This window comes from Nocardia sp. CA-128927, from assembly GCF_050955855.1.
GTDB lineage: Bacteria > Actinomycetota > Actinomycetes > Mycobacteriales > Mycobacteriaceae > Nocardia.
In genome coordinates, this window is the sequence record NZ_CP192087.1 from 4,973,421 (window position 1) to 4,993,688 (window position 20,268).

Sequence of the window (20,268 nt, forward strand, 5' to 3'; positions counted from 1 at the left end):
CGCTATGCGGCAATGAGGTCAGGATCAGTCCTCATTGCGAGCCATACTGAAACAGTGACCGAGACCGCCGCGCGACTGCTCCAACTGCTGTCGCTCCTGCAGACCCGCCGCGAATGGACCGGCCCCGAGCTGGCCGACCGGCTCGGCGTCACCGTGCGCACCGTGCGCCGCGACATCGAACGACTGCGCGAGCTGGAGTATCCCGTGCACGCCAGCCTCGGCTCGATCGGCGGATATCGCCTGGAAGCGGGCACCGACCTGCCACCGCTGCTGCTCGACGACGAGGAGGCGGTGGCGATCACCCTCGGCCTGCGCAGCGCCGCCCAGGGCTCGGTGGCGGGCATCGAGGAGTCAGCCGCCAGGGCCCTGATCAAACTCCAGCAGGTGCTGCCGTCCCGGCTGCGCGGACGGGTGGACGCGGTCGACTCGGCGACCGTCTCGCTGGGCGGCCCGGCCGCCGGACCGCGCGTCGACCCGGAAACGCTGGTCGTGCTGGCCGCCGCGGCCCGCGACGGCGAGCGCATCCGCTTCCACTATCGCGACAAGAGCGACGCCGAGAGCAAGCGATTCGCCGAGCCACACAGCCTGGTCTCCGCGGGCCGCCGCTGGTATCTGGTCGCCTGGGACATCGACCGTGCCGACTGGCGCACCTTCCGCCTCGACCGGATCGATGCCCCGTTTCCGACCGGAGTCCGTTGTCCGCCAAGGGAATTGCCAGACGACGATGCCGCGGCCTTCGTCACCAGCCAGCTGGCCCGCTCGCGGCCGATGCGCAGCGTGGTCTTCCTCGTGCACGCCTCGGCCGAGCAGTTGGCCGAAACCTTCCGGGTGCGACCGGAAGAGGTCGAACCGATCGACGACCGCAGCTGCCTGATCCGCACCAGCGCCGACTCGCTGGAATGGACCGCTCTCCGGATCGCGCACCTCGACGTGGAGTTCGAGGTCAAGGAACCACCCGAGATGCAGCGCATGCTGCACGACCTAGGCGCGAAACTCCTTCGTGCGGCAGGGAATCCGCAGGCGACCCCGTCGGGCTGACGTGCACCGATCGCGACGGACAGGCCGGAACTGAAAGGCGACCGGTACCCCTGTTTTCAATACCGCTATACACCCGGTCGTGCGTTGCTATCGTTCCGCCATGTCGAACACGGCGGGCGAGCGTTTGGATGCCGAGGCGCCCGTGGAAGAAGATCGGCCCTCGCTGCTGGAGGTCGATGATGAGGAGCGGCCCGCCCGCGTACTGACCGGCTGGGCCGAGCGGGTAGTCGCGGCGACCTCGTTCGTGGTCGCGATTCTGGTGGTGTGGCAGGTGTTTCGGCCGCTGCCGCAGGGGAGTCAGTACTACCTCGTCGTATTCCTCGCGGCGACACTGCCGTTGGTGTTCCTCGCCTACCGATCCGGCGTGCGATTCCTCGATCGAGCGGATGGGCCCGGCGTATTCGATTGGCTGCTGGCCGTTGTCGCCGTGCTGGTATGCCTCTACCCGGTGCTGCCGTTCTCGATCGGCTCGGGCGGCGGCGGGTACAACGCCTTCCTGGATCGGCAGGGACTGCTGGATCCCGTCGACGTCGGCATGGGCGCGGTACTGCTGATTCTGGTGCTGGAGGCGTGCAGGCGGACCACGGGCTGGGTGCTCGTCGCGGTCTGCCTGGTGTTCGTGGCGTACGGGTACTACGGCGGGTTCCTGCCGCAGGACTGGACTATCGCGCACGCGGGCTTGGACTTCGGGCAGATCGTCGACGCGCTGTACAACTCGGGCAGCGGGTTCTACGGCACGCCTTTGGATGTCGCAGCGACCTACATCGTGCTGTTCACGCTATATGGCGCAGTGCTCGAATTCTCTGGCGCAGCACAGTTTTTCGTAGACCTGTCGGTGGCCGCGTTCCGGCGCTCGCGCGGCGCGGCCGGAAGGACCGCCGTCGCTTCGGGATTCCTGCTCGGCACGGTATCGGGTTCGGGCACCGCGACCGCTGTGACCATCGGCGCGGTCACCTGGCCGATCCTGAAGCGGGCAGGCTATCCACCGGAGCAGGCGGGCGGCATGCTCGCGGCCGCCGGGGTCGGCGCGATTCTGTCGCCACCCACCTTGGGTGTCGCGGCGTTCATCGTCGCCGAGTACCTCGACGTGTCGTATGTGACGGTGCTCGGCTGGGCCTTGATTCCGACCTTGCTCTACTACCTCGGGATCCTGCTGGCCGTGGAGATCGACGCGCGCCGGTTGGGCACCAAACCAGTGCAGACCGACGGTGTTTCGGCGTGGCGATTGCTGCTGCGCTTCGGCTACCACTTCCTGTCGCTGATCGCGATCGTCGTGCTGCTGCTCATCGACGTCAGCGCCACCAGGGCGGTCGTTTACGCGACGGCCCTGGCTTTCGTCCTCGCCTTCTTCGACCCGCGCACCCGCGCGACGGCACTCTCGCCACGGCGCGTCTACCACGCGATCGGTAGCGGGGTGCGTGCCGCGCTGCCGGTTGTCGCGGTGTGTGCCTCCGCGGGCGTGATCACCGCGATGACCACCAAGACCGGCCTCGGCGCACAGCTGGCGTCCCTGCTGGTGCGGGCCGCGAAGTCGTTGTCGGACAACCACACCGTGGTGCTGGCCTGCACCGTCGTGCTCGCGGCCATCGCCCTGGCGCTGCTCGGTCTCGCCGTCCCGGTGACCGCGTCGTTCATCATCGGCTGGGCGATCATCGGCCCCGCGCTGCTCGCGCTCGACGTGCCACCCCCGGCGGCCGCGATGTTCGTCTTCTACTACTCGGTGCTCTCCGAGGTGACGCCGCCGACGGCGCTGGCCGCGGTGGGCGCCGCCGCGGTCACCGGCGCCCGCACCGTGCCGACCATGTGGCAGGCGCTGAAATACGCGCTGCCCGCGTTCCTGGTGCCGGTCGTTTTCGTGCTCACCGAACCCGGCGAATACCTGCTGGGCCGCGGACCGGTGATCGGCATCGTGTGGACCACCGCCGTCGCCTGCCTCGGCGTCGCCGCGCTTTCGGTGGCCACCGGCGGCTGGATCCTCGGGGTCGGCCCGGCGAAGCCGCTGGCCAGAGCATTGGCCGCGATCGGCGGTCTGTTGCTGCTGTACCTGGAGACCGGCGCGCTCATCGCCGGCGTGGTCGCGCTGGCCGCGGCCGTCGGGATCACTCTGCTCTCTCGAAGGAGGACGACATGAGAAGAGTCGCCATAGTTTTCGCCGTCGCCGCGGTATCGGCCGGGCTGCTGACCGGATGTGGCGGGCGCCGGGACGCGCCGCACCAGGATGCCGGCGGCGCGGTCACCTGCGAGGTGAAACAGGAGACCAGGGTCGGCATCGCGACCGGCAATGCCACCGGCGTGTACTTCGCGCTGGGTAACTCCTACGCCGACCAGGTCTCCCAGGCCACCAACGGCAAGGTGAAGGCGACCGCCGCCGAGACCGGCGCGTCCGTGCAGAACATCCAGCAGCTCGTCGCGGGCACCTATCAGGTGGCGTTCTCGCTCGCCGATACCGCCTCCGACGCGGTACTCGGCGTGGGCAGCTTCGACGGCAAAAAGCAACCGGTGCAGGCGCTTTCGCGGCTCTACCCGAACTATACCCAGGTGGTAGCCCGCACCGGCGCGGGCATCAATTCCGTCGCCGACCTGCGCGGCAAGCGCGTGTCCACCGGCTCGCCCAAGTCCGGCACCGAGGTGATCGCCCAGCGCGTACTCCAGGCCGCAGGCTTGAACCCGGAGAGCGACATCTCCGCCCAGCGCCTGGATCTCACCAAAACAGTCGACGGTATGAAGGACGGCTCCATCGACGCCATGTTCTTCTCCGGCGGCCTGCCCACCCCCGGCATCACCGACCTGTTCACCTCGGCCAAGGACAAGGTCCGCTTCCTCGACCTCACCGACCAACTCCCCGCCATGCGCAAGCTGAGCCCCGTCTACGAGGCGGGCACCATCCCCGCCGCCACCTACGGCCTGCCCGCCGACGCGAAAACGATCGTCGTCCCGAACGTCCTCCTGGTCCGCGACGACCTCGACGCCGACCTGGCCTGCGTCCTCACCAAGGCGCTCTTCGACCGCAAACCCCAACTGGAACAAGCCAACTCCGCCGCCAAGGACATCTCCCGCGCCGACGCCCGCAAGACCGAACCCGTCCCGCTGCACCGCGGTGCCGACCAGGCCCTCACCAAGTAGCTGGATCGTTCAGTCGAAGACTGCGGTGGGCTCGTCGGTGATCTGGACCTGGATCAGGTGCGGGCCGAGGGCTTGTTTCAGTCGAGCGGAATGCTCATGGCGTTATGGAACAGGTTGCCCGGGTCGTACTTGCGTTTGATGGCCTGGAGTCGGGGGAAGTGCTCGCCGTAGTAGCTGGCGTACATGTCACGTCCGTTCAAGCGCGAAGTGCTCGACGAACACGGTGCCGTATCCGCCGCGGATCGGCGCGAGGTCGCGGTGGATCTGCGCGACGACTGGCCCGCCGCCCTGCTCGACGCCGGTTTCGATCCGACCACGCCCACGGTGTGGAGCGCGGAGGGCCTGCTGCCGTATCTGCCTGGCACGGCACAGGATTCGTTGTTCGCCCGGATCGAGAAACTGTCGGCACCGGGCAGCGGCCTGGCCCTCGACATCCTCAACAGAGACATCGATCTGGATCAGCTTGCTGAATTCCAGGCCGAACACATGAGCAATACACCGATGGCCATCATCGACCTACGTGAGCTGTTCTACACCGACGAACGCACCGAACCCGAGACCTGGTTCGCCAGTCACGGCTGGACCGCGAACTCGCTGACCGTGCTCGACCTTTCGATCCGCTACCACCGCCCGCTACCGCCGATCCCCGAACCGTTCCAGCAGATGCTGCTCAGCTCCCGGTTCGTGACCGTCGCCAAGCCGCACACGGCTCCCACTGTATGACGCGGTCGGTAGCTGTGCCGGACTTCACCCGACAGTTTTAGGTCGTTCGACCTATATTGATGGTCATGAACGACGAGCTCGAGTTCGACGGCCAGGGGCCGGTACTGGTTGTCGGTGGGTACGGGGTAGTCGGCGGTGAGTTCGCGCGGCTGGCGGCGCCGTCCTGGCCGTTGCTGTTGACCGGTCGAACGATCGAGCGCGGGCGAGCGCTGGCCGAGGAGACCGGAGCTGGCTTGCAGGCTTGGGATCTGGCCGATCCCAAGCCTTTTCAAGCCAAGGTACGTGCCGTCGTCGGGATCGTGAACGATCCCGACGACCGGGTGTTGCGGGCAGCGATCGCCGGGGGAGTGCCGTACGTGGACATCACGCGGTGGACCGCGCGGATGCAGCGGGCGGCCACCGTGGCGGCCCTGCTCGGTCCCACTTCACCGGTGTTGCTCAGCTCGGCCTGGATGGGTGGCGTCACGAGTCTCGTTGCCGCGCATCTCGCGGCGGAACTGGGCGGGGCCGACACCGTCGACATCGCGATCCGGTGGGACCTGGACGATCGGGCGGGCACCGACTCGGTCGAATTCATGGATCGGTTCGGACTGGACTACGAGATCGTCCGGGACGGGCAGCGGCAGACCATCATGCCGCTCAGCGAGGTGCGCAAGGTGCGCATCGGCGACACCGTCACCAAGGTGTTCCGCTTCGACACCCCCGAGCAGTTCACGCTGCCGCTCACCCTCGGCACCGCGACCGCGACCACTCGGCTCGGATTCAATTCGGCCGCAGCCACTTCCGGGTTGCTGATGGTCAAGCGCCTCGGCTTCTTCCGCTGGGGACGAGGCGACCGCTTCACCTCGGCGCGGCGAGCAATGCTGTCCTCACCTGGTGAAAAAGGCGTCGCGCTGCTGCGGGTCGATGTCACGCACGCGGGACGTACACATAGCGCGACGATCTCCGACCCGGCGGGGCAGGCGCATCTCACGGCGGTCGGTGCCCTGCTCGGTTTGCAGCGTGTACTCGGCACGGATGGCCAACCGGCCTTGCGTGGAGTTGGCTTCCCCGAACAGCTTCCGAACCCGGCGGTTGTACCGGACTTGCTCGCCGCGCATGACATCGAGTTGCAGATCAGCCGTGAGGCGGTCGGGGACCGGGTCGGGTGACTGATTCTCGTGGCGGCACCGACAAAGGTGCGCAGCGCCGGGCCGAGCTGCTCGACACCGCCGAAACCATCCTGTCCGAGTCCGGCCACGGCGAATTGACGATGCGCGCGGTCGCCACCGCCGCAGGTGTGCGCGTCGGGCACCTGCAGTACTACTTCCCCGGCCGCGCGGACCTGGTGGCCGCCGTCTTGGAGCGCACCTTGCAGCGATCCCTCGAGCGACTGGCTCCGGTCTTCGCCTCGTCAGGGCAGCTGCTTTCGGCCGAGGAGTTGGTGCGGGTGCTGCTGGCCGAGCAGGACGATCCGCGACTGGTGCGCGTCTTTACCGAACTGTGGGCGCTGGCCGGACATGACGATGGCGTCGGCGCGGTGCTCCGAGAGTTCTATCAGAGCTATCGATCGCACGTCGCCGACGGCTTGCGCACGGGCAACCCTGAGCTGCCGGAAGACCTCCGCGCGGCCCGCGCCGAGGTCTTCATGATCCTCATAGAGGGCGCCTCCCTGTTCCGCTCCGGTATCGCGGGCGCGCGCAGCGAGGCGACCGACACCGTACTGGTCGCCACCGCTGCGGCGTTGCTGCAAAGCTGAAAATCGACCAGATACCAACGTTTTTCATTAGCTGAGCGTCGCTCGTTGATATCGTCACGCCTTGTCGAGCACTGCCGTCGCGGCCGCGGGTCAGCCGTCGGTGGTGGTCGAAGACGTGGAGCGGCCCGCATGGGTGTCGAGTAGGTGGGCGAGCGGGTTGGTCGCGGCCATTGTGGTCGCTCGGCCCGCGCCAGGGAGGACGAGATGAGAAGAGTGGCGATCGTTTTCACCGTGGTCGCGGTATCGGCGGGTTTCGTCGCGGGCTGCGGGAAGAGCCGAGTGGAGGCACTCACCGACTCCGGCGCCCCGGTCACCTGCGAGGTGAAACAGGGAACCAAGCTTGGTATCGCCACCGGCAACGCGACCGGCGTGTTCTCGGCGCTCGGCAATGCCTACGCCGATCAGATCTCGCTGGCCACCGACGGCAAGGTGACGGCGACGGCCGCGGAGACCCTCGCGTCGGTGCAGAACATTCAGCAGTTGGTGGCGGGCAAGTACCAGGTGGCGTTCGCGCAAACCGACACCGCGGCCGACGCGGTGCTCGGTATCGGCACCTTCGACGGCGACAAGCAGCCGGTGCAGGCGCTGTCACGGCTCTACCCCAGCTATACCGAGGTGGTCGTGCGTGCCGACTCCGGTATCACCTCCATCGCCGAGCTGCGCGGTAAGCGGGTCTCGACCGGGTCACCGAAATCCGGCACCGAGATGCTGGCCCGGCGCATCCTGCGGACCGGTGGCCTGAACCCGGACAGTGATATCGCGGTAAACCGCCTGGATCTGGCCAAGGCTGTCGCCGGTATGAAGGACGGCTCGCTCGATGCGCTCTTCTTTACCGGGGGCTTGCCGACGCCGGGCCTCACCGAGCTGTTCAGGTCCGGCGGGGACAAGTACCGCTTCCTCGATACGTCCGAGCTGCTGGCCGGCATGCGGATCCTGAGCCCGGCGTATGAGTTGGGCACCATCCCCGCGGCTGTCTATGGACTGCCGGAAGACGTGCCGTCCATCGTCGTGCCCAACGTGCTGTTGGTCCGCGACAACCTGGATGCCGACGTGGCCTGTGTACTCACCAAGGCGCTGTTCGATCGGAAACCTCAGTTGGAACAGGCGAACGCCGCGGCCAAGGGGATCGTCCTCGGTGCCGCGCGGGATACGAACCCGGTCCCGCTGCATCGCGGGGCACAGCACGCACTGGCCAACTGACGGGGCCCGCAGGACGGCCCCGGGGACTCGTTCGAGTGAAGTCTCGGTGGTCTGAGTCACATTCTTGTGATTCGAGCCGATACTCGGCCGATGTCAGGGGTCTTGACCTGCGAATTCTTGGGCTGCGCAGGCGATTTGACGTGGCGTTCGCCGCCGCGTAACTTAGTCCGAGTCAGAGCGACACGGACACCGACCCGGAGCCGAGAAGCCCAGCGGAAACGCTGAGCGGATGGACCGGGAAACGAGGTAGTACGAGGAGCGCCTGACGCTCACACTAGCTTGACCGGTACCCCGATTTCACGTCGGGTTCATGGTTACGCTAAGCTTGAAAAGTTGCCTCACCGACCGACCGGGCCAAGCCCGCTAGGTGGTTTGTGCGTGTGTTCTTTGAGAACTCAATAGTGTGTCGATGAATGTCAGTGCCAATTATTTAATTGGTTCCGGCCTCTCATACCCCCCGGTTGACGAGGTCGGACATTTAGTCAGCAAATCTTTTTGCTGGCGTTTTGTTTTGCTAGGTTTTCGGACTCTAGTTATTCTTCTGATTAGCCCTTCGGGGTAAGTCAAGAGTCTTCAACGGAGAGTTTGATTCTGGCTCAGGACGAACGCTGGCGGCGTGCTTAACACATGCAAGTCGAGCGGTAAGGCCTTCGGGTACACGAGCGGCGAACGGGTGAGTAACACGTGGGTGATCTGCCTCGCACTTCGGGATAAGCCTGGGAAACTGGGTCTAATACCGGATATGACCTTCCAGTGCATGCTGGTTGGTGGAAAGATTTATCGGTGCGAGATGGGCCCGCGGCCTATCAGCTTGTTGGTGAGGTAACGGCTCACCAAGGCGACGACGGGTAGCCGACCTGAGAGGGTGACCGGCCACACTGGGACTGAGACACGGCCCAGACTCCTACGGGAGGCAGCAGTGGGGAATATTGCACAATGGGCGAAAGCCTGATGCAGCGACGCCGCGTGGAGGATGACGGCCTTCGGGTTGTAAACTCCTTTCGACAGGGACGAAGCGCAAGTGACGGTACCTGTAGAAGAAGCACCGGCCAACTACGTGCCAGCAGCCGCGGTAATACGTAGGGTGCGAGCGTTGTCCGGAATTACTGGGCGTAAAGAGCTTGTAGGCGGTCTGTCGCGTCTTCTGTGAAAACTTGGGGCTCAACCTTAAGCTTGCAGGCGATACGGGCAGACTAGAGTACTTCAGGGGAGACTGGAATTCCTGGTGTAGCGGTGAAATGCGCAGATATCAGGAGGAACACCGGTGGCGAAGGCGGGTCTCTGGGAAGTAACTGACGCTGAGAAGCGAAAGCATGGGTAGCAAACAGGATTAGATACCCTGGTAGTCCATGCCGTAAACGGTGGGTACTAGGTGTGGGTTTCCTTCCACGGGATCCGTGCCGTAGCTAACGCATTAAGTACCCCGCCTGGGGAGTACGGCCGCAAGGCTAAAACTCAAAGAAATTGACGGGGGCCCGCACAAGCGGCGGAGCATGTGGATTAATTCGATGCAACGCGAAGAACCTTACCTGGGTTTGACATACACCGGAAACCTGCAGAGATGTAGGCCCCCTTGTGGTCGGTGTACAGGTGGTGCATGGCTGTCGTCAGCTCGTGTCGTGAGATGTTGGGTTAAGTCCCGCAACGAGCGCAACCCTTATCTTATGTTGCCAGCGCGTAATGGCGGGGACTCGTGAGAGACTGCCGGGGTCAACTCGGAGGAAGGTGGGGACGACGTCAAGTCATCATGCCCCTTATGTCCAGGGCTTCACACATGCTACAATGGCCAGTACAGAGGGCTGCGAGACCGCGAGGTGGAGCGAATCCCTTAAAGCTGGTCTCAGTTCGGATCGGGGTCTGCAACTCGACCCCGTGAAGTTGGAGTCGCTAGTAATCGCAGATCAGCAACGCTGCGGTGAATACGTTCCCGGGCCTTGTACACACCGCCCGTCACGTCATGAAAGTCGGTAACACCCGAAGCCGGTGGCCTAACCCCTTGTGGGAGGGAGCCGTCGAAGGTGGGATTGGCGATTGGGACGAAGTCGTAACAAGGTAGCCGTACCGGAAGGTGCGGCTGGATCACCTCCTTTCTAAGGAGCACATCTCCACGACGCTTCACGTAGGTGAATGTGGTTGTGGCAGAGACCGTTTGTGTCCCCATTCGTGGGACTGCGGACGCTCATGGGTGGAACGCTGACAAGCTTTCTCACATAGTGGCCGGTCCTCAGTGACTGGCCCCGTGGGGGATATATCGACACACTGTTGGGTCCTGAGAGAACACGCAAGTGACTCTCTAGGCGAAGATAACGACAAGACCGAGTGGTCACGCAGACCGCATCGGCTTCTCTCTTCGGAGAGGGGTTGGTGGGCATGGTGGTGATCGAAGCTCGGTTTTGTGTGTTGTTTGAGAACTGCACAGTGGACGCGAGCATCTTTGTTAGTAAGTGTTTAAGAGCGTACGGTGGATGCCTTGGCACCAGGAGCCGATGAAGGACGTAGGAGGCTGCGATAAGCCTCGGGGAGCTGTCAACCGAGCTGAGATCCGAGGATTTCCGAATGGGGAAACCCAGCACGAGTGATGTCGTGTTACCCGCATCTGAATATATAGGGTGTGTGGAGGGAACGTGGGGAAGTGAAACATCTCAGTACCCACAGGAAGAGAAAACAATAGTGATTCCGTGAGTAGTGGCGAGCGAAAGCGGAAGAGGCTAAACCGTTTAGATGTGATACCCGGCAGGGGTTGTCTAGACGGGGTAGTGGGGCTCACTTTCCAGGTTCTGCCGAGCCTGGCGAGAGTCAGAAACCGTTGTGTTAGTCGAAGTGGTCTGGAACGGCCTGTCGTAGAGGGTGAGAATCCCGTAGACGAAAACTCAGCGGCTCTTGTAGTGAGTACCCGAGTAGCAGCGGGCCCGTGAAATCTGCTGTGAATCTGCCGGGACCACCCGGTAAGCCTGAATACTCCCTGGTGACCGATAGCGGACTAGTACCGTGAGGGAAAGGTGAAAAGTACCCCGGGAGGGGAGTGAAATAGTACCTGAAACCGTGCGCTTACAATCCGTCAAAGCCTGCGAGTCGTTTGGTCGGCTGTGGGTGATGGCGTGCCTTTTGAAGAATGAGCCTGCGAGTTAGTGGCATGTGGCGAGGTTAACCCGTGTGGGGTAGCCGTAGCGAAAGCGAGTCCGAATAGGGCGACCAGAGTCGCATGTTCTAGACCCGAAGCGGAGTGATCTACCCATGGCCAGGGTGAAGCGACGGTAAGACGTCGTGGAGGCCCGAACCCACTTAGGTTGAAAACTGAGGGGATGAGCTGTGGGTAGGGGTGAAAGGCCAATCAAACTCCGTGATAGCTGGTTCTCCCCGAAATGCATTTAGGTGCAGCGTCACGTGTTTCACGCCGGAGGTAGAGCTACTGGATGGTCTAGGGGGCCTACAAGCTTACCGAAATCAGCCAAACTCCGAATGCCGGTGTGTGAGAGCGTGGCAGTGAGACTGCGGGGGATAAGCTTCGTAGTCGAGAGGGAAACAGCCCAGATCGCCGGCTAAGGCCCCTAAGCGTGTACTAAGTGGAAAAGGATGTGAAGTCGCGAAGACAACCAGGAGGTTGGCTTAGAAGCAGCCACCCTTGAAAGAGTGCGTAATAGCTCACTGGTCAAGTGATTTTGCGCCGACAATGTAGCGGGGCTCAAGTACACCGCCGAAGCCGCGGCATTCACACAATACGTCCGCACATCCTTACGGGGGTGTGTGCAGCGGTGTGGATGGGTAGGGGAGCGTCCTATAGCCATGGAAGCAGCAGGGTGACCTAGTTGTGGAGGCTATGGGAGTGAGAATGCAGGCATGAGTAGCGAAAGACGAGTGAGAAACTCGTCCGCCGAATGACCAAGGGTTCCTGGGCCAGGTTAATCCGCCCAGGGTGAGTCGGGACCTAAGGCGAGGCCGACAGGCGTAGTCGATGGACAACGGGTTGATATTCCCGTACCCGTGTATCCGCGCCCATGATGAATCAGTTGTGCTAAGTGTCCTGAACTTCCGAGAAGACCTTCGGGTCTCGAGTGGAGGGATGCACATGACCCTGGCTGGTAGTAGTCAAGCGATGGGGTGACGCAGGAAGGTAGCTGGGCCAGTCAGTGGTTGTACTGGTGTAAGCCTGTAGGGCGTGGTGTAGGCAAATCCGCACCGCATGTAGCCTGAGAGGTGATGCGTAGCCGATTGAGGCGAATTCAGTGATCCTATGCTGCCGAGAAAAGCCTCTAGTGAGTTGGTACACGGCCCGTACCCCAAACCGACACAGGTGGTCAGGTAGAGAATACTAAGGCGATCGAGAGAACTGTGGTTAAGGAACTCGGCAAAATGCCCCCGTAACTTCGGGAGAAGGGGGACCTGGTTTGGTGACGGAATTTACTTCCTGAGCTGGGCGAGGTCGCAGAGACCAGTGAGAAGCGACTGTTTACTAAAAACACAGGTCCGTGCGAAGTCGTAAGACGATGTATACGGACTGACGCCTGCCCGGTGCCGGAAGGTTAAGAGGACCGGTTAGCGCTTCGGCGCGAAGCTGAGAATTTAAGCCCCGGTAAACGGCGGTGGTAACTATAACCATCCTAAGGTAGCGAAATTCCTTGTCGGGTAAGTTCCGACCTGCACGAATGGCGTAACGACTTCTCAGCTGTCTCAACCACAGACTCGGCGAAATTGCATTACGAGTAAAGATGCTCGTTACGCGCGGCAGGACGAAAAGACCCCGGGACCTTCACTATAGCTTGGTATTGGTGTTCGGTACGGTTTGTGTAGGATAGGTGGGAGACTGTGAAGCGGGCACGCCAGTGTTTGTGGAGTCATCGTTGAAATACCACTCTGATCGTATTGGACTTCTAACCTCGGACCATGATCTGGTTCAGGGACAGTGCCTGGTGGGTAGTTTAACTGGGGCGGTTGCCTCCTAAAATGTAACGGAGGCGCCCAAAGGTTCCCTCAGCCTGGTTGGCAATCAGGTGTTGAGTGCAAGTGCACAAGGGAGCTTGACTGTGAGAGCGACAGCTCGAGCAGGGACGAAAGTCGGGACTAGTGATCCGGCACCGGCAAGTGGAAGCGGTGTCGCTCAACGGATAAAAGGTACCCCGGGGATAACAGGCTGATCTTCCCCAAGAGTCCATATCGACGGGATGGTTTGGCACCTCGATGTCGGCTCGTCGCATCCTGGGGCTGGAGTAGGTCCCAAGGGTTGGGCTGTTCGCCCATTAAAGCGGCACGCGAGCTGGGTTTAGAACGTCGTGAGACAGTTCGGTCTCTATCCGCCGCGCGCGTCAGAAACTTGAGGAAGGCTGTCCCTAGTACGAGAGGACCGGGACGGACGAACCTCTGGTGTGCCAGTTGTTCCGCCAGGAGCACTGCTGGTTAGCTACGTTCGGAAGGGATAACCGCTGAAAGCATCTAAGCGGGAAGCCTGTTCCAAGATGAGGTTTCTCACCACCTTTGAGTGGTTAAGGCCCCCCACAGACCATGGGGTTGATAGGCCAGAACTGGAAGCTCGGTAACGGGTGTAGGTGACTGGTACTAATCGGCCGAGGACTTACCAACAAAGAAGCTACGCGTCCACTGTGCAGTATCTGAAACAACACACGATCCGTGTTCACGGGTTCGGAGTGAGAGTTTCAGAGGCTTGCGCCTTTGAACACTTACCGGATTGGCAGGATTTCAGGGTTTACTTCCTGGAGGTTCTGTCTCGCTGGTGGGGTTTCAGGGGCCGCAGGCCCCTGAAGATTCCTCCCTGGTGAACCTGGGGCACGGAGTGTGACAGTTTCATAGAGTTACGGCGGCCATAGCGGCAGGGAAACGCCCGGTCCCATTCCGAACCCGGAAGCTAAGCCTGCCAGCGCCGATGGTACTGCACTCGACAGGGTGTGGGAGAGTAGGACACCGCCGGAACATCATTGCAGAAGACCCCCAACATTGTTGGGGGTCTTCTTGCGTTCAAGGACAGTTGCCGAGAATCAACCCGATGCCGAGTTGCACAGCGGCAGAACTACTTCCGAATAGGCCACCGCGCTCCGAGTTCGGCGTTATCGGCGGCGGCACGCCCATCATCCCAACCATTGGCGTTAGGGATGGATACGCCGCGGTTCCGCACCTCCGGGAACAGAGTGTCGAATGCCTGATCCACCTTCAGCTGATGCGAAGCAAGCACCGGCAGCAACCGTTCGGAATCAGCCGATTTCGCGATGGTGTTCTCATTCGCCACCGCCAACCGCTCACCGATCCGCGTGGCATAGGCAATGAGGAACGACTTGCGATACGAACGACTCCGCGAGTCCGCACTGCGCTCAGCCTGATTACCACTCGCAATCATCGCCCCGGTCGCCTGCACCAGCAGCGACGTCGTCAACAGCTCGACGACCTCCAGATCCCCTTCATCCCCGACGATGGTCATGAACCCCCACGCCGAGAAGATCGCCCGGCAGCGGTTCGCTTTAGTGACCACGTCGACCAGCAGCGCCTTGGCATCGACATACGGCGTGTCCAACCAGATCCGGCTCGCACCAGGAAGATCGGGCACCGAGGTGTCCGCATCGACCAGCACGCGATCCACCGCGTATTTGGTCATCAGCTCTTGTGCCTTCGCCGACAGAGTCTCGGCCTCCTCCGGAAACGAGGTCGACTCGGCCTTCGCCAGCAACCCTCTGACTCGGCTGAGTATCTTCTCATCGACATGGTGGTGCGCTGAGGTCGTTGATTGCGCGGTGCCGGGGAGCGGCCGGATGAGTTCCAACCGCGACAGCCGAATCAGCAACGCCAGCGCCTGAACCACAGTCGTGAGCGCCTCGACCGGAGTCAACAGGTGCTTCGTCGCCCACTGGCCGAGGTGCGGCGCCGACTCCGACCACCAGACAACGGCATCGAGCTCGGTGACCTGCGCGCGCCAGGTCTCATCGACCGGTGCGGTAGCGAAAGGCTCCATGTACGAGGCGATTACGTCGATCAGCAGCGTGATCGCATACTCGTCGAGATGTCGCCGTGCGGCCTGATGGATGTCCTCGGGCAGCCACCCGTTCTGGAAGACCCGGGTAATGATGTGCTGACTCGCGAGGTGCGCGCCTTGCTCCAGCTGCGACGTCAGCGGATCACGGCCGGCCAGCGCGGCGGCACGCTGTCCCGCCGCGGCCGAAGCGCCTTGCGCGGACTCCATCGCGGCAGCCATCAAAGCGTTCGCGATCTGCTCCGCGTCCGCAGGCGCCTGCTGCGCAGACCAGAAGTTGGAGCTGCCGGACGAACCGGTCTCCGGGCGGCGGCCTGTACGTCGCCGACGGTTCTGTTTGCCCATGTTCGCCACCCCCTTGTTCGTGGTCTCGACGTCCCCGCAACGATAGGCAACGCACCGACAGCACTGTCGCGCGGGTGTGGACGCCCAAGCCGCAAAGTCCGACTGCATGGCGGAGAACCCGCGGGCTACGGGAAGATCAGGCACTCCGGGGCCGCGGAGGTACCGATCGACGGCACAGTTCAACAGCGCTGGCGGGCATCGGCCCGATCAGCGGTGCGTCGCAACAGAAAGTGCCGCCGTCAACTGACGAGCAGCGTCCAACGTCGCCGAAATGTACTCTTCACGTTCAGGTTTGGATGCTTCTGCGCGGAGCGGGCCGAGCTGAACCTCGTACGCGGCGGTACCGGTCGCATCGAAAACCGGGGCCGCAAGGTAGCTCAACGGAAGCGCCTCGTCGGAATCCAATTCGTCTTTGGTGAACGGCCGCGACGTGAGTGCGGCAAGCTGCCGCAGCACGCGCGTGCGCAGGTGCGGTTGCAGCAGCTCGGTTCCCACCGCGCCGAGCAGATCAGCCAGCAGATCGACCATGCCCGCATCATCGGCCCGCGGCCGGAACACCGCGACCCCGCGGTCCCGAACGAGGGCCAGCAACGTGCCCGCAGTCCGACGATCCGCACCGGCAGCGGTCGATACCCAAGCATTCTGCTCACTCGCCGAACGCCACGGCATCACGCTCGCACCGGCCGGGAACTGCAACGGAATGCGATGTCCGACAGGGATTCCCGGCACAACACGATCGGTGCCGTGCCGGACATCGAGAACGGTGAGACGATCCGGCTCGATACGACTGAACGTCGCACCGGATCCGGTCCGCGCGGCGAGTGTCGCCAGGATCGCGCCGACACCATGGGGGAGCGCGGCACCGTTCAATCCGGCCAGGGCAGGCCCGATTACGTAACCGCGGTGCGCGTCCCGGCCGACCCACCCCGCCGCGTCGAGCTCCGTGAGGATCGCGGTCGCAGTGGCGCGGGCGATACCGAGGCGCTCGGCCATCCCCGCGACACTGACCGGTTCCGTCGACGTCGCGAGCAGCGAAACGATGTCCACGACGCGGCGCGTCGGCGGCGACGCTGATCGGTCCGGCATGACGGAACCCCTTGTTTCTGCTCGGGCAGGCAACCTACTATGTGTCGAATATTAGTGCATTGACTGTCGAGTATTCGACACTAGTGGTCTGAGCTGGTGTGGGTTGCGTACGGCATGGATGGAGCGCGCATGATTCTGGATCGGTTCCGCATAGACGGGCAGGTCGCCATCGTGACCGGCGCGGGTCGTGGTCTGGGTGCGGCGATAGCGGTGGCCTTCGCGGAGGCGGGCGCGGACGTTGTCATCGCGGCCCGCACCAAGAGCCAGTTGGACGAGGTGGCCGAGCAGGTGACCGCGGTAGGTCGCCAGGCCCACGTGGTTCCCGCGGACCTGAGTGACATCGAGGCCACGGCGGCACTCGCCGAGATAGCGGTGCAACGCTTCGGCCGGCTGGACATCGTGGTCAACAACGTCGGTGGCGCCATGCCGTGCCCACTGCTCGACACCACGCCGCAGGCCCTCGTGGACGCGTTCAACTTCAACGTCACCAACGCGCACGCCCTCGTCCGCGCCGCGGTGCCCCGCATCCTCGAAACCGCCGGTGGCGGTTCGATTCTCAACATCACCTCGACCATGGGCCGGTTACCCGGCCGCGCCTTCGCCGCCTACGGCACCGCCAAGGCGGCGCTGGCGCACTACACCAAACTGGCCGCGCTGGACCTGAACCCGCGCATCCGGGTGAACGCCATCGCCCCCGGTTCGATCCTGACCTCCGCCTTGGAGATCGTCGCGAGCAACGACGCGATGCGGACCCAATTGGAAACCAAGACGCCGCTGCACCGAATCGGTGACCCCGAAGACATCGCCGCAGCAGCCCTCTACCTCGTTTCCCCGGCGGGCAAGTACCTCACCGGCAAGGTGCTCGAGCCGGACGGCGGTTTGATCACCCCCAACCTCGACCTCCCGATTCAGGATCTGTGACATGACGTATCGCGTAGTGCAGTGGGGCACAGGCAATGTCGGTCGGCACGCCCTGGCCGGTGTCATCGCCAACCCCGATTTAGAGCTTTCAGGCGTGTGGGTCTCGGGCCCGAAGAAGGACGGGATGGACGCGGGAACCATTGCCGGGCTTGATCATCCGGTTGGCATAGCCGCGACAACGGACACTGACGCAATCCTCGCCGCAAAGCCCGACTGCGTCGTCTACTGTTCGATGACCGACAACCGCTTGATGGAAGCCATCGGCGACCTGCAACGGATTCTCAGCGCCGGAATCAATGTCGTCGCCTGCGCCCCGGTGTTCTTCCAATACCCCTACGGCGTCTTGCCGGACGAGCTACTGAAGCCGGTGCAAGAAGCTGCGGTGCAGGGCAATTCGTCACTGTGGGTCAACGGCATCGACCCCGGTTTCGCCAACGACCTACTCCCGCTTGCACTCGCCGGCACCTGCCTGCGCATCGACGAGCTCCGCTGCATCGAGATCGTCGACTACGCCAGCTACGACAACCGCGAAGTCATGTTCGACATCATGGGATTCGGCAAACCCCTCGACGACATCCCGATGCTGCTCCAACCCGGCGTGCTGTCCCTGGCCTGGGGCGGCACCGTCCGCCAACTCGCCGCGGGCATCGGTGTCACCCTCGACGCGGTCACCGAGACCTACCAGCGGATCCCGGCCACCCACTCCTTCGACATCGCCACCGGCCACATCGCCGAGGGCACTGCCGCCGCACTGCGTTTCGAGGTACGCGGCATGGTCGGCGACACCCCCGTCACGGCCCTGGAACACGTCACCCGCCTACACCCCGACCTCTGCCCTGACTGGCCACAACCCGCCAACCACGAGGGCTCCTACCGCGTCGAAATCACCGGCGAACCCAGCTACGCCATGGATCTGGTGACCTCGAGCCGCAACGGCGACCACAACCACGCCACCCTGCTTGCCACCGCCATGCGCATCGTCAACGCCGTCCCCGCCGTAGTCCAGGCACCCCCAGGGATCCTGACCGCCTTGGATCTACCGCTGATCACCAATCCCGCACAGCGGTAAACCTATTCGCGAGCTCGATACCGCTCGAGCAACCGCACGTGCGCCGGTTCGAGTTCCTCGACCGAGCCGACGCCGAGCAGCCGCATGGTCCGGACGATCTGGGTGCGGAGGATGTCGATCGTGCGGTCGACACCGGCCTCACCGCCAGCCATCAATCCGTACAGGTAGGCCCGCCCGACGAGGGTGAACCGCGCGCCGAGGGCGAGGGCGGCGACAATGTCGGCACCGTGCATGATGCCGGTGTCGAGGTGGATCTCCATGTCGTCGCCCACCTCGCGCACCACGGACGGCAGGAGGTGCAGTGGCACGGGCGCGCGATCGAGTTGCCGCCCACCATGATTCGACAGCACGATGCCGTCGACGCCGAGCCCGGCCAGGCGCTTCGCGTCGTCGACGGTCTGCACACCCTTCACCAGAATCTGCCCAGGCCAGTTCTCCCTGATCCAGGCGAGATCGTCGAAGCCGACGGTCGGGTCGAACATGGAGTCGAGCAGTTCGGCCACGGTTCCTGACCAACGATCCAGCGAAGCGAACGCCAACGGCTCGGTCGTGAGAAAGTCCCACCACCACCAGGGCCTGCGCAAAGCATCGAACGCGCCGGTCATAGTGATCGACGGCGGCACCGTCATGCCGTTGCGCACATCGCGCAACCGGGCACCCGCCACCGGCACATCGACCGTGACGACCAGGGTGTCGAATCCCGCCTTCGCGGCACGCTCGACCAGCCCCATCGAACGATCACGGTCGGCCCACATATAGAGCTGAAACCAATTGCGGGCGTTAGGCCCCGTGCCTGCCGCGACATCCTCGATCGCCGTGGTCCCCATGGTGGACAACGTGAACGGAATCCCCGCGCGTTCGGCCGCCCGCGCCCCCGCCAGCTCACCCGCCGTGTGCATCATCCTGGTGAACCCGGTGGGCGCGATACCGAACGGCAGCGCGGCGGTCTTGCCGAGCACCTGCACCGAGGTATCGGTGGTAGCGACGTCACGCAGGATCGCGGGCCGGAACTCGATGTCGGAGAATGCTTCCCGCGCCCGATCGAGACTGATCTCCGCATCCGCCGCACCATCGGTGTAGTCGAACGCGACCTTCGGCGTGCGCTTACGGGCCAACTCGCGCAGCTCCCAGATCGTCTGGGCGCGAGCAAGTTTGCGCTCTCGGCCACCGAACGGGCGCTGGAACTTGACCAGCGGGGCGAGTTCTCGGGGGCGTGGCATCCTGCGCGCGGTCACCGGGCCGCCCCGGCCACCTGCGCCGCGGCACGCAACCGCAGGGAATGCATACCGCCGTCGACCTCCAGCATCGTCGCGGTAATGGACGCCGCCGCGGGACCGGCCAGGTACGCGACAGCGCTGGCGACTTCCTCGGTCGTGACCAACCGCCCATGCGGTTGACGCGCCTGCAACGCGGCCATTTCCGCGTCGGGATCCGCACTGGCCGCCAGCAGCCGCTGCACCCACGGCGTATCGACGGTTCCGGGATTGACGCAGTTCACCCGAATACCGTCCGCAAGGTGGTCGGCCGCCATGGCGCGGGTGAGCGAGAGGATCGCGCCCTTGCTCGCGCTGTAGACGGCGCGGTCCGGCAGCCCGGTGGTGGCCGCGATCGAGCAGATGTTCACGATCGCGGCGGCGGGCGACCGCCGGAGCTGGGGGAGCGCGGCACGGGAAACCCGCACCGTGCCGAAGACATTGACCTCGAACACCCGCCGCCATTCGTCATCGGTGTGGTCCGCGATAGTCCCCTGCGCGCCGATGCCCGCATTGTTGACGAGAATGTCGATCCGCCCGAAGGTGTCGACGACTCCCGCAATCGCCCGGCGAACGGATTCGTCATCCGCGACATCGCAGCGCAACGCCACCCCTGACGTGTCACCAGGGTTCAGATCGAGCACCGCAACCCGCGCGCCCGCGCCTGCGAACGTCTCGGTGATCGCCTTCCCGATGCCGGACGCACCCCCGGTGACCACCGCCACCAGTCCGTCGAACGTGCCCTGTGACGACATACCGACCCACCTTCTCCCCTCAGTTCCGGTGCGCGAGCGCGCCGCCG

At 63.8% G+C, this 20,268-nt stretch carries 15 protein-coding genes and 3 rRNA genes; 13 read left to right on the top strand and 5 right to left on the bottom strand.

All coding sequences use genetic code 11. The features are described from left to right. Nucleotides 1-54: 54 nt before the first annotated feature. The 3 genes from ACQPW1_RS23365 to ACQPW1_RS23375 all read left to right on the top strand — a co-directional run bounded on the left by ACQPW1_RS23365 (nt 55) and on the right by ACQPW1_RS23375 (nt 4,161). A complete protein-coding gene (locus ACQPW1_RS23365; RefSeq protein ID WP_433664835.1) occupies nt 55-1,038 on the top strand; it encodes a helix-turn-helix transcriptional regulator in 984 nt (327 codons plus the stop codon). A gap of 100 nt (nt 1,039-1,138) precedes the next feature. Further along, nucleotides 1,139-3,169, top strand: a complete 2,031-nt coding sequence (locus tag ACQPW1_RS23370; RefSeq protein ID WP_433664836.1) for a TRAP transporter permease — start codon at nt 1,139-1,141, stop codon at nt 3,167-3,169. Continuing rightward, the gene (locus ACQPW1_RS23375) at nt 3,166-4,161 is read left to right on the top strand and encodes a TAXI family TRAP transporter solute-binding subunit (RefSeq protein ID WP_433664837.1); all 996 of its coding nucleotides are present in this window, start codon (nt 3,166-3,168) and stop codon (nt 4,159-4,161) included. Before ACQPW1_RS23370 ends, ACQPW1_RS23375 begins: the two co-directional genes overlap by 4 nt. 77 nt (nt 4,162-4,238) lie before the next feature. Here ACQPW1_RS23375 and ACQPW1_RS23380 read toward each other — a convergent pair whose 3' ends face one another. Next, nucleotides 4,239-4,346, bottom strand: coding sequence for a BBE domain-containing protein (locus tag ACQPW1_RS23380; protein WP_433664838.1), 108 nt, complete (start codon nt 4,344-4,346; stop codon nt 4,239-4,241). On the opposite strand from ACQPW1_RS23380, the gene ACQPW1_RS23385 reads away from it, so the two are divergent. From ACQPW1_RS23385 to rrf, 8 genes are all read left to right on the top strand, one after another. Further along, nucleotides 4,345-4,884 carry an SAM-dependent methyltransferase gene (locus tag ACQPW1_RS23385; RefSeq protein WP_433664839.1) on the top strand — a complete coding sequence of 180 codons (540 nt, stop codon included), beginning with the start codon at nt 4,345-4,347 and terminating at the stop codon, nt 4,882-4,884. The two genes, ACQPW1_RS23380 and ACQPW1_RS23385, sit on opposite strands and share 2 nt — an antisense overlap. Before the next feature lie 65 nt (nt 4,885-4,949). Then, nucleotides 4,950-6,035, top strand: coding sequence for a saccharopine dehydrogenase (locus ACQPW1_RS23390; protein WP_433664840.1), 1,086 nt, complete (start codon nt 4,950-4,952; stop codon nt 6,033-6,035). Then, a complete protein-coding gene (locus ACQPW1_RS23395) occupies nt 6,032-6,622 on the top strand; it encodes a TetR/AcrR family transcriptional regulator (protein WP_433664841.1) in 591 nt (196 codons plus the stop codon). Before ACQPW1_RS23390 ends, ACQPW1_RS23395 begins: the two co-directional genes overlap by 4 nt. Nucleotides 6,623-6,683: 61 nt before the next feature. Further along, entirely contained in the window at nt 6,684-6,830 is a 147-nt protein-coding gene (locus ACQPW1_RS23400) for a hypothetical protein (protein ID WP_433664842.1), read from the top strand. Beyond that, nucleotides 6,827-7,822 (top strand): TAXI family TRAP transporter solute-binding subunit, encoded by a 996-nt coding sequence (locus ACQPW1_RS23405; RefSeq protein ID WP_433664843.1) that lies wholly within the window; start codon nt 6,827-6,829, stop codon nt 7,820-7,822. The genes ACQPW1_RS23400 and ACQPW1_RS23405 overlap by 4 nt, the downstream gene beginning before the upstream one ends. Nucleotides 7,823-8,395: 573 nt before the next feature. After that, nucleotides 8,396-9,912, top strand: a 16S ribosomal RNA gene (locus tag ACQPW1_RS23410). A 348-nt stretch (nt 9,913-10,260) separates the two neighbouring features. Next, a 23S ribosomal RNA gene (locus tag ACQPW1_RS23415) occupies nt 10,261-13,396 on the top strand. 231 nt (nt 13,397-13,627) lie between these two features. Next, a 5S ribosomal RNA gene (rrf, locus tag ACQPW1_RS23420) occupies nt 13,628-13,744 on the top strand. The 16S, 23S and 5S rRNA genes sit together here, the layout of an rRNA operon. Before the next feature lie 97 nt (nt 13,745-13,841). Here the strand turns inward: rrf and ACQPW1_RS23425 are convergent. Next, nucleotides 13,842-15,137, bottom strand: coding sequence for a DUF2786 domain-containing protein (locus tag ACQPW1_RS23425; RefSeq protein ID WP_433664844.1), 1,296 nt, complete (start codon nt 15,135-15,137; stop codon nt 13,842-13,844). 207 nt (nt 15,138-15,344) lie between these two features. Then, on the bottom strand, nt 15,345-16,223 hold the full coding sequence (locus tag ACQPW1_RS23430; RefSeq protein WP_433664845.1) for a helix-turn-helix domain-containing protein: 879 nt from the start codon (nt 16,221-16,223) through the stop codon (nt 15,345-15,347). A 129-nt stretch (nt 16,224-16,352) separates the two neighbouring features. On the opposite strand from ACQPW1_RS23430, the gene ACQPW1_RS23435 reads away from it, so the two are divergent. Together ACQPW1_RS23435 and ACQPW1_RS23440 are read left to right on the top strand one after the other, a co-directional pair. Then, nucleotides 16,353-17,144, top strand: coding sequence for an SDR family oxidoreductase (locus ACQPW1_RS23435; RefSeq protein ID WP_433664846.1), 792 nt, complete (start codon nt 16,353-16,355; stop codon nt 17,142-17,144). A gap of 1 nt (nt 17,145) precedes the next feature. Continuing rightward, nucleotides 17,146-18,213, top strand: a complete 1,068-nt coding sequence (locus ACQPW1_RS23440; RefSeq protein WP_433664847.1) for an NAD(P)H-dependent amine dehydrogenase family protein — start codon at nt 17,146-17,148, stop codon at nt 18,211-18,213. Between the two features lie 2 nt (nt 18,214-18,215). On the opposite strand, the gene ACQPW1_RS23445 is transcribed toward ACQPW1_RS23440, so the two are convergent. Together ACQPW1_RS23445 and ACQPW1_RS23450 are read right to left on the bottom strand one after the other, a co-directional pair. After that, nucleotides 18,216-19,433: an alpha-hydroxy acid oxidase gene (locus ACQPW1_RS23445; protein WP_433665313.1), complete on the bottom strand. Its 1,218-nt coding sequence runs from the start codon at nt 19,431-19,433 to the stop codon at nt 18,216-18,218. A gap of 11 nt (nt 19,434-19,444) precedes the next feature. Beyond that, entirely contained in the window at nt 19,445-20,221 is a 777-nt protein-coding gene (locus ACQPW1_RS23450) for an SDR family NAD(P)-dependent oxidoreductase (protein WP_433664848.1), read from the bottom strand. Nucleotides 20,222-20,268 lie beyond the last annotated feature (47 nt).

Bases quoted from the DNA above. Each gene is read 5' to 3' on its own strand.
- ACQPW1_RS23370 (WP_433664836.1), top strand. From the start codon at position 1,139: ATGTCGAACACGGCGGGCGAGCGTTTGGATGCCGAGGCGCCCGTGGAA.
- ACQPW1_RS23375 (WP_433664837.1), top strand. From the start codon at position 3,166: ATGAGAAGAGTCGCCATAGTTTTCGCCGTCGCCGCGGTATCGGCCGGG.
- ACQPW1_RS23385 (WP_433664839.1), top strand. From the start codon at position 4,345: ATGTCACGTCCGTTCAAGCGCGAAGTGCTCGACGAACACGGTGCCGTA.
- ACQPW1_RS23380 (WP_433664838.1), bottom strand. From the start codon at position 4,346: ATGTACGCCAGCTACTACGGCGAGCACTTCCCCCGACTCCAGGCCATC.
- ACQPW1_RS23390 (WP_433664840.1), top strand. From the start codon at position 4,950: ATGAACGACGAGCTCGAGTTCGACGGCCAGGGGCCGGTACTGGTTGTC.
- ACQPW1_RS23405 (WP_433664843.1), top strand. From the start codon at position 6,827: ATGAGAAGAGTGGCGATCGTTTTCACCGTGGTCGCGGTATCGGCGGGT.
- ACQPW1_RS23425 (WP_433664844.1), bottom strand. From the start codon at position 15,137: ATGGGCAAACAGAACCGTCGGCGACGTACAGGCCGCCGCCCGGAGACC.
- ACQPW1_RS23430 (WP_433664845.1), bottom strand. From the start codon at position 16,223: ATGCCGGACCGATCAGCGTCGCCGCCGACGCGCCGCGTCGTGGACATC.
- ACQPW1_RS23435 (WP_433664846.1), top strand. From the start codon at position 16,353: ATGATTCTGGATCGGTTCCGCATAGACGGGCAGGTCGCCATCGTGACC.
- ACQPW1_RS23440 (WP_433664847.1), top strand. From the start codon at position 17,146: ATGACGTATCGCGTAGTGCAGTGGGGCACAGGCAATGTCGGTCGGCAC.
- ACQPW1_RS23445 (WP_433665313.1), bottom strand. From the start codon at position 19,433: ATGCCACGCCCCCGAGAACTCGCCCCGCTGGTCAAGTTCCAGCGCCCG.
- ACQPW1_RS23450 (WP_433664848.1), bottom strand. From the start codon at position 20,221: ATGTCGTCACAGGGCACGTTCGACGGACTGGTGGCGGTGGTCACCGGG.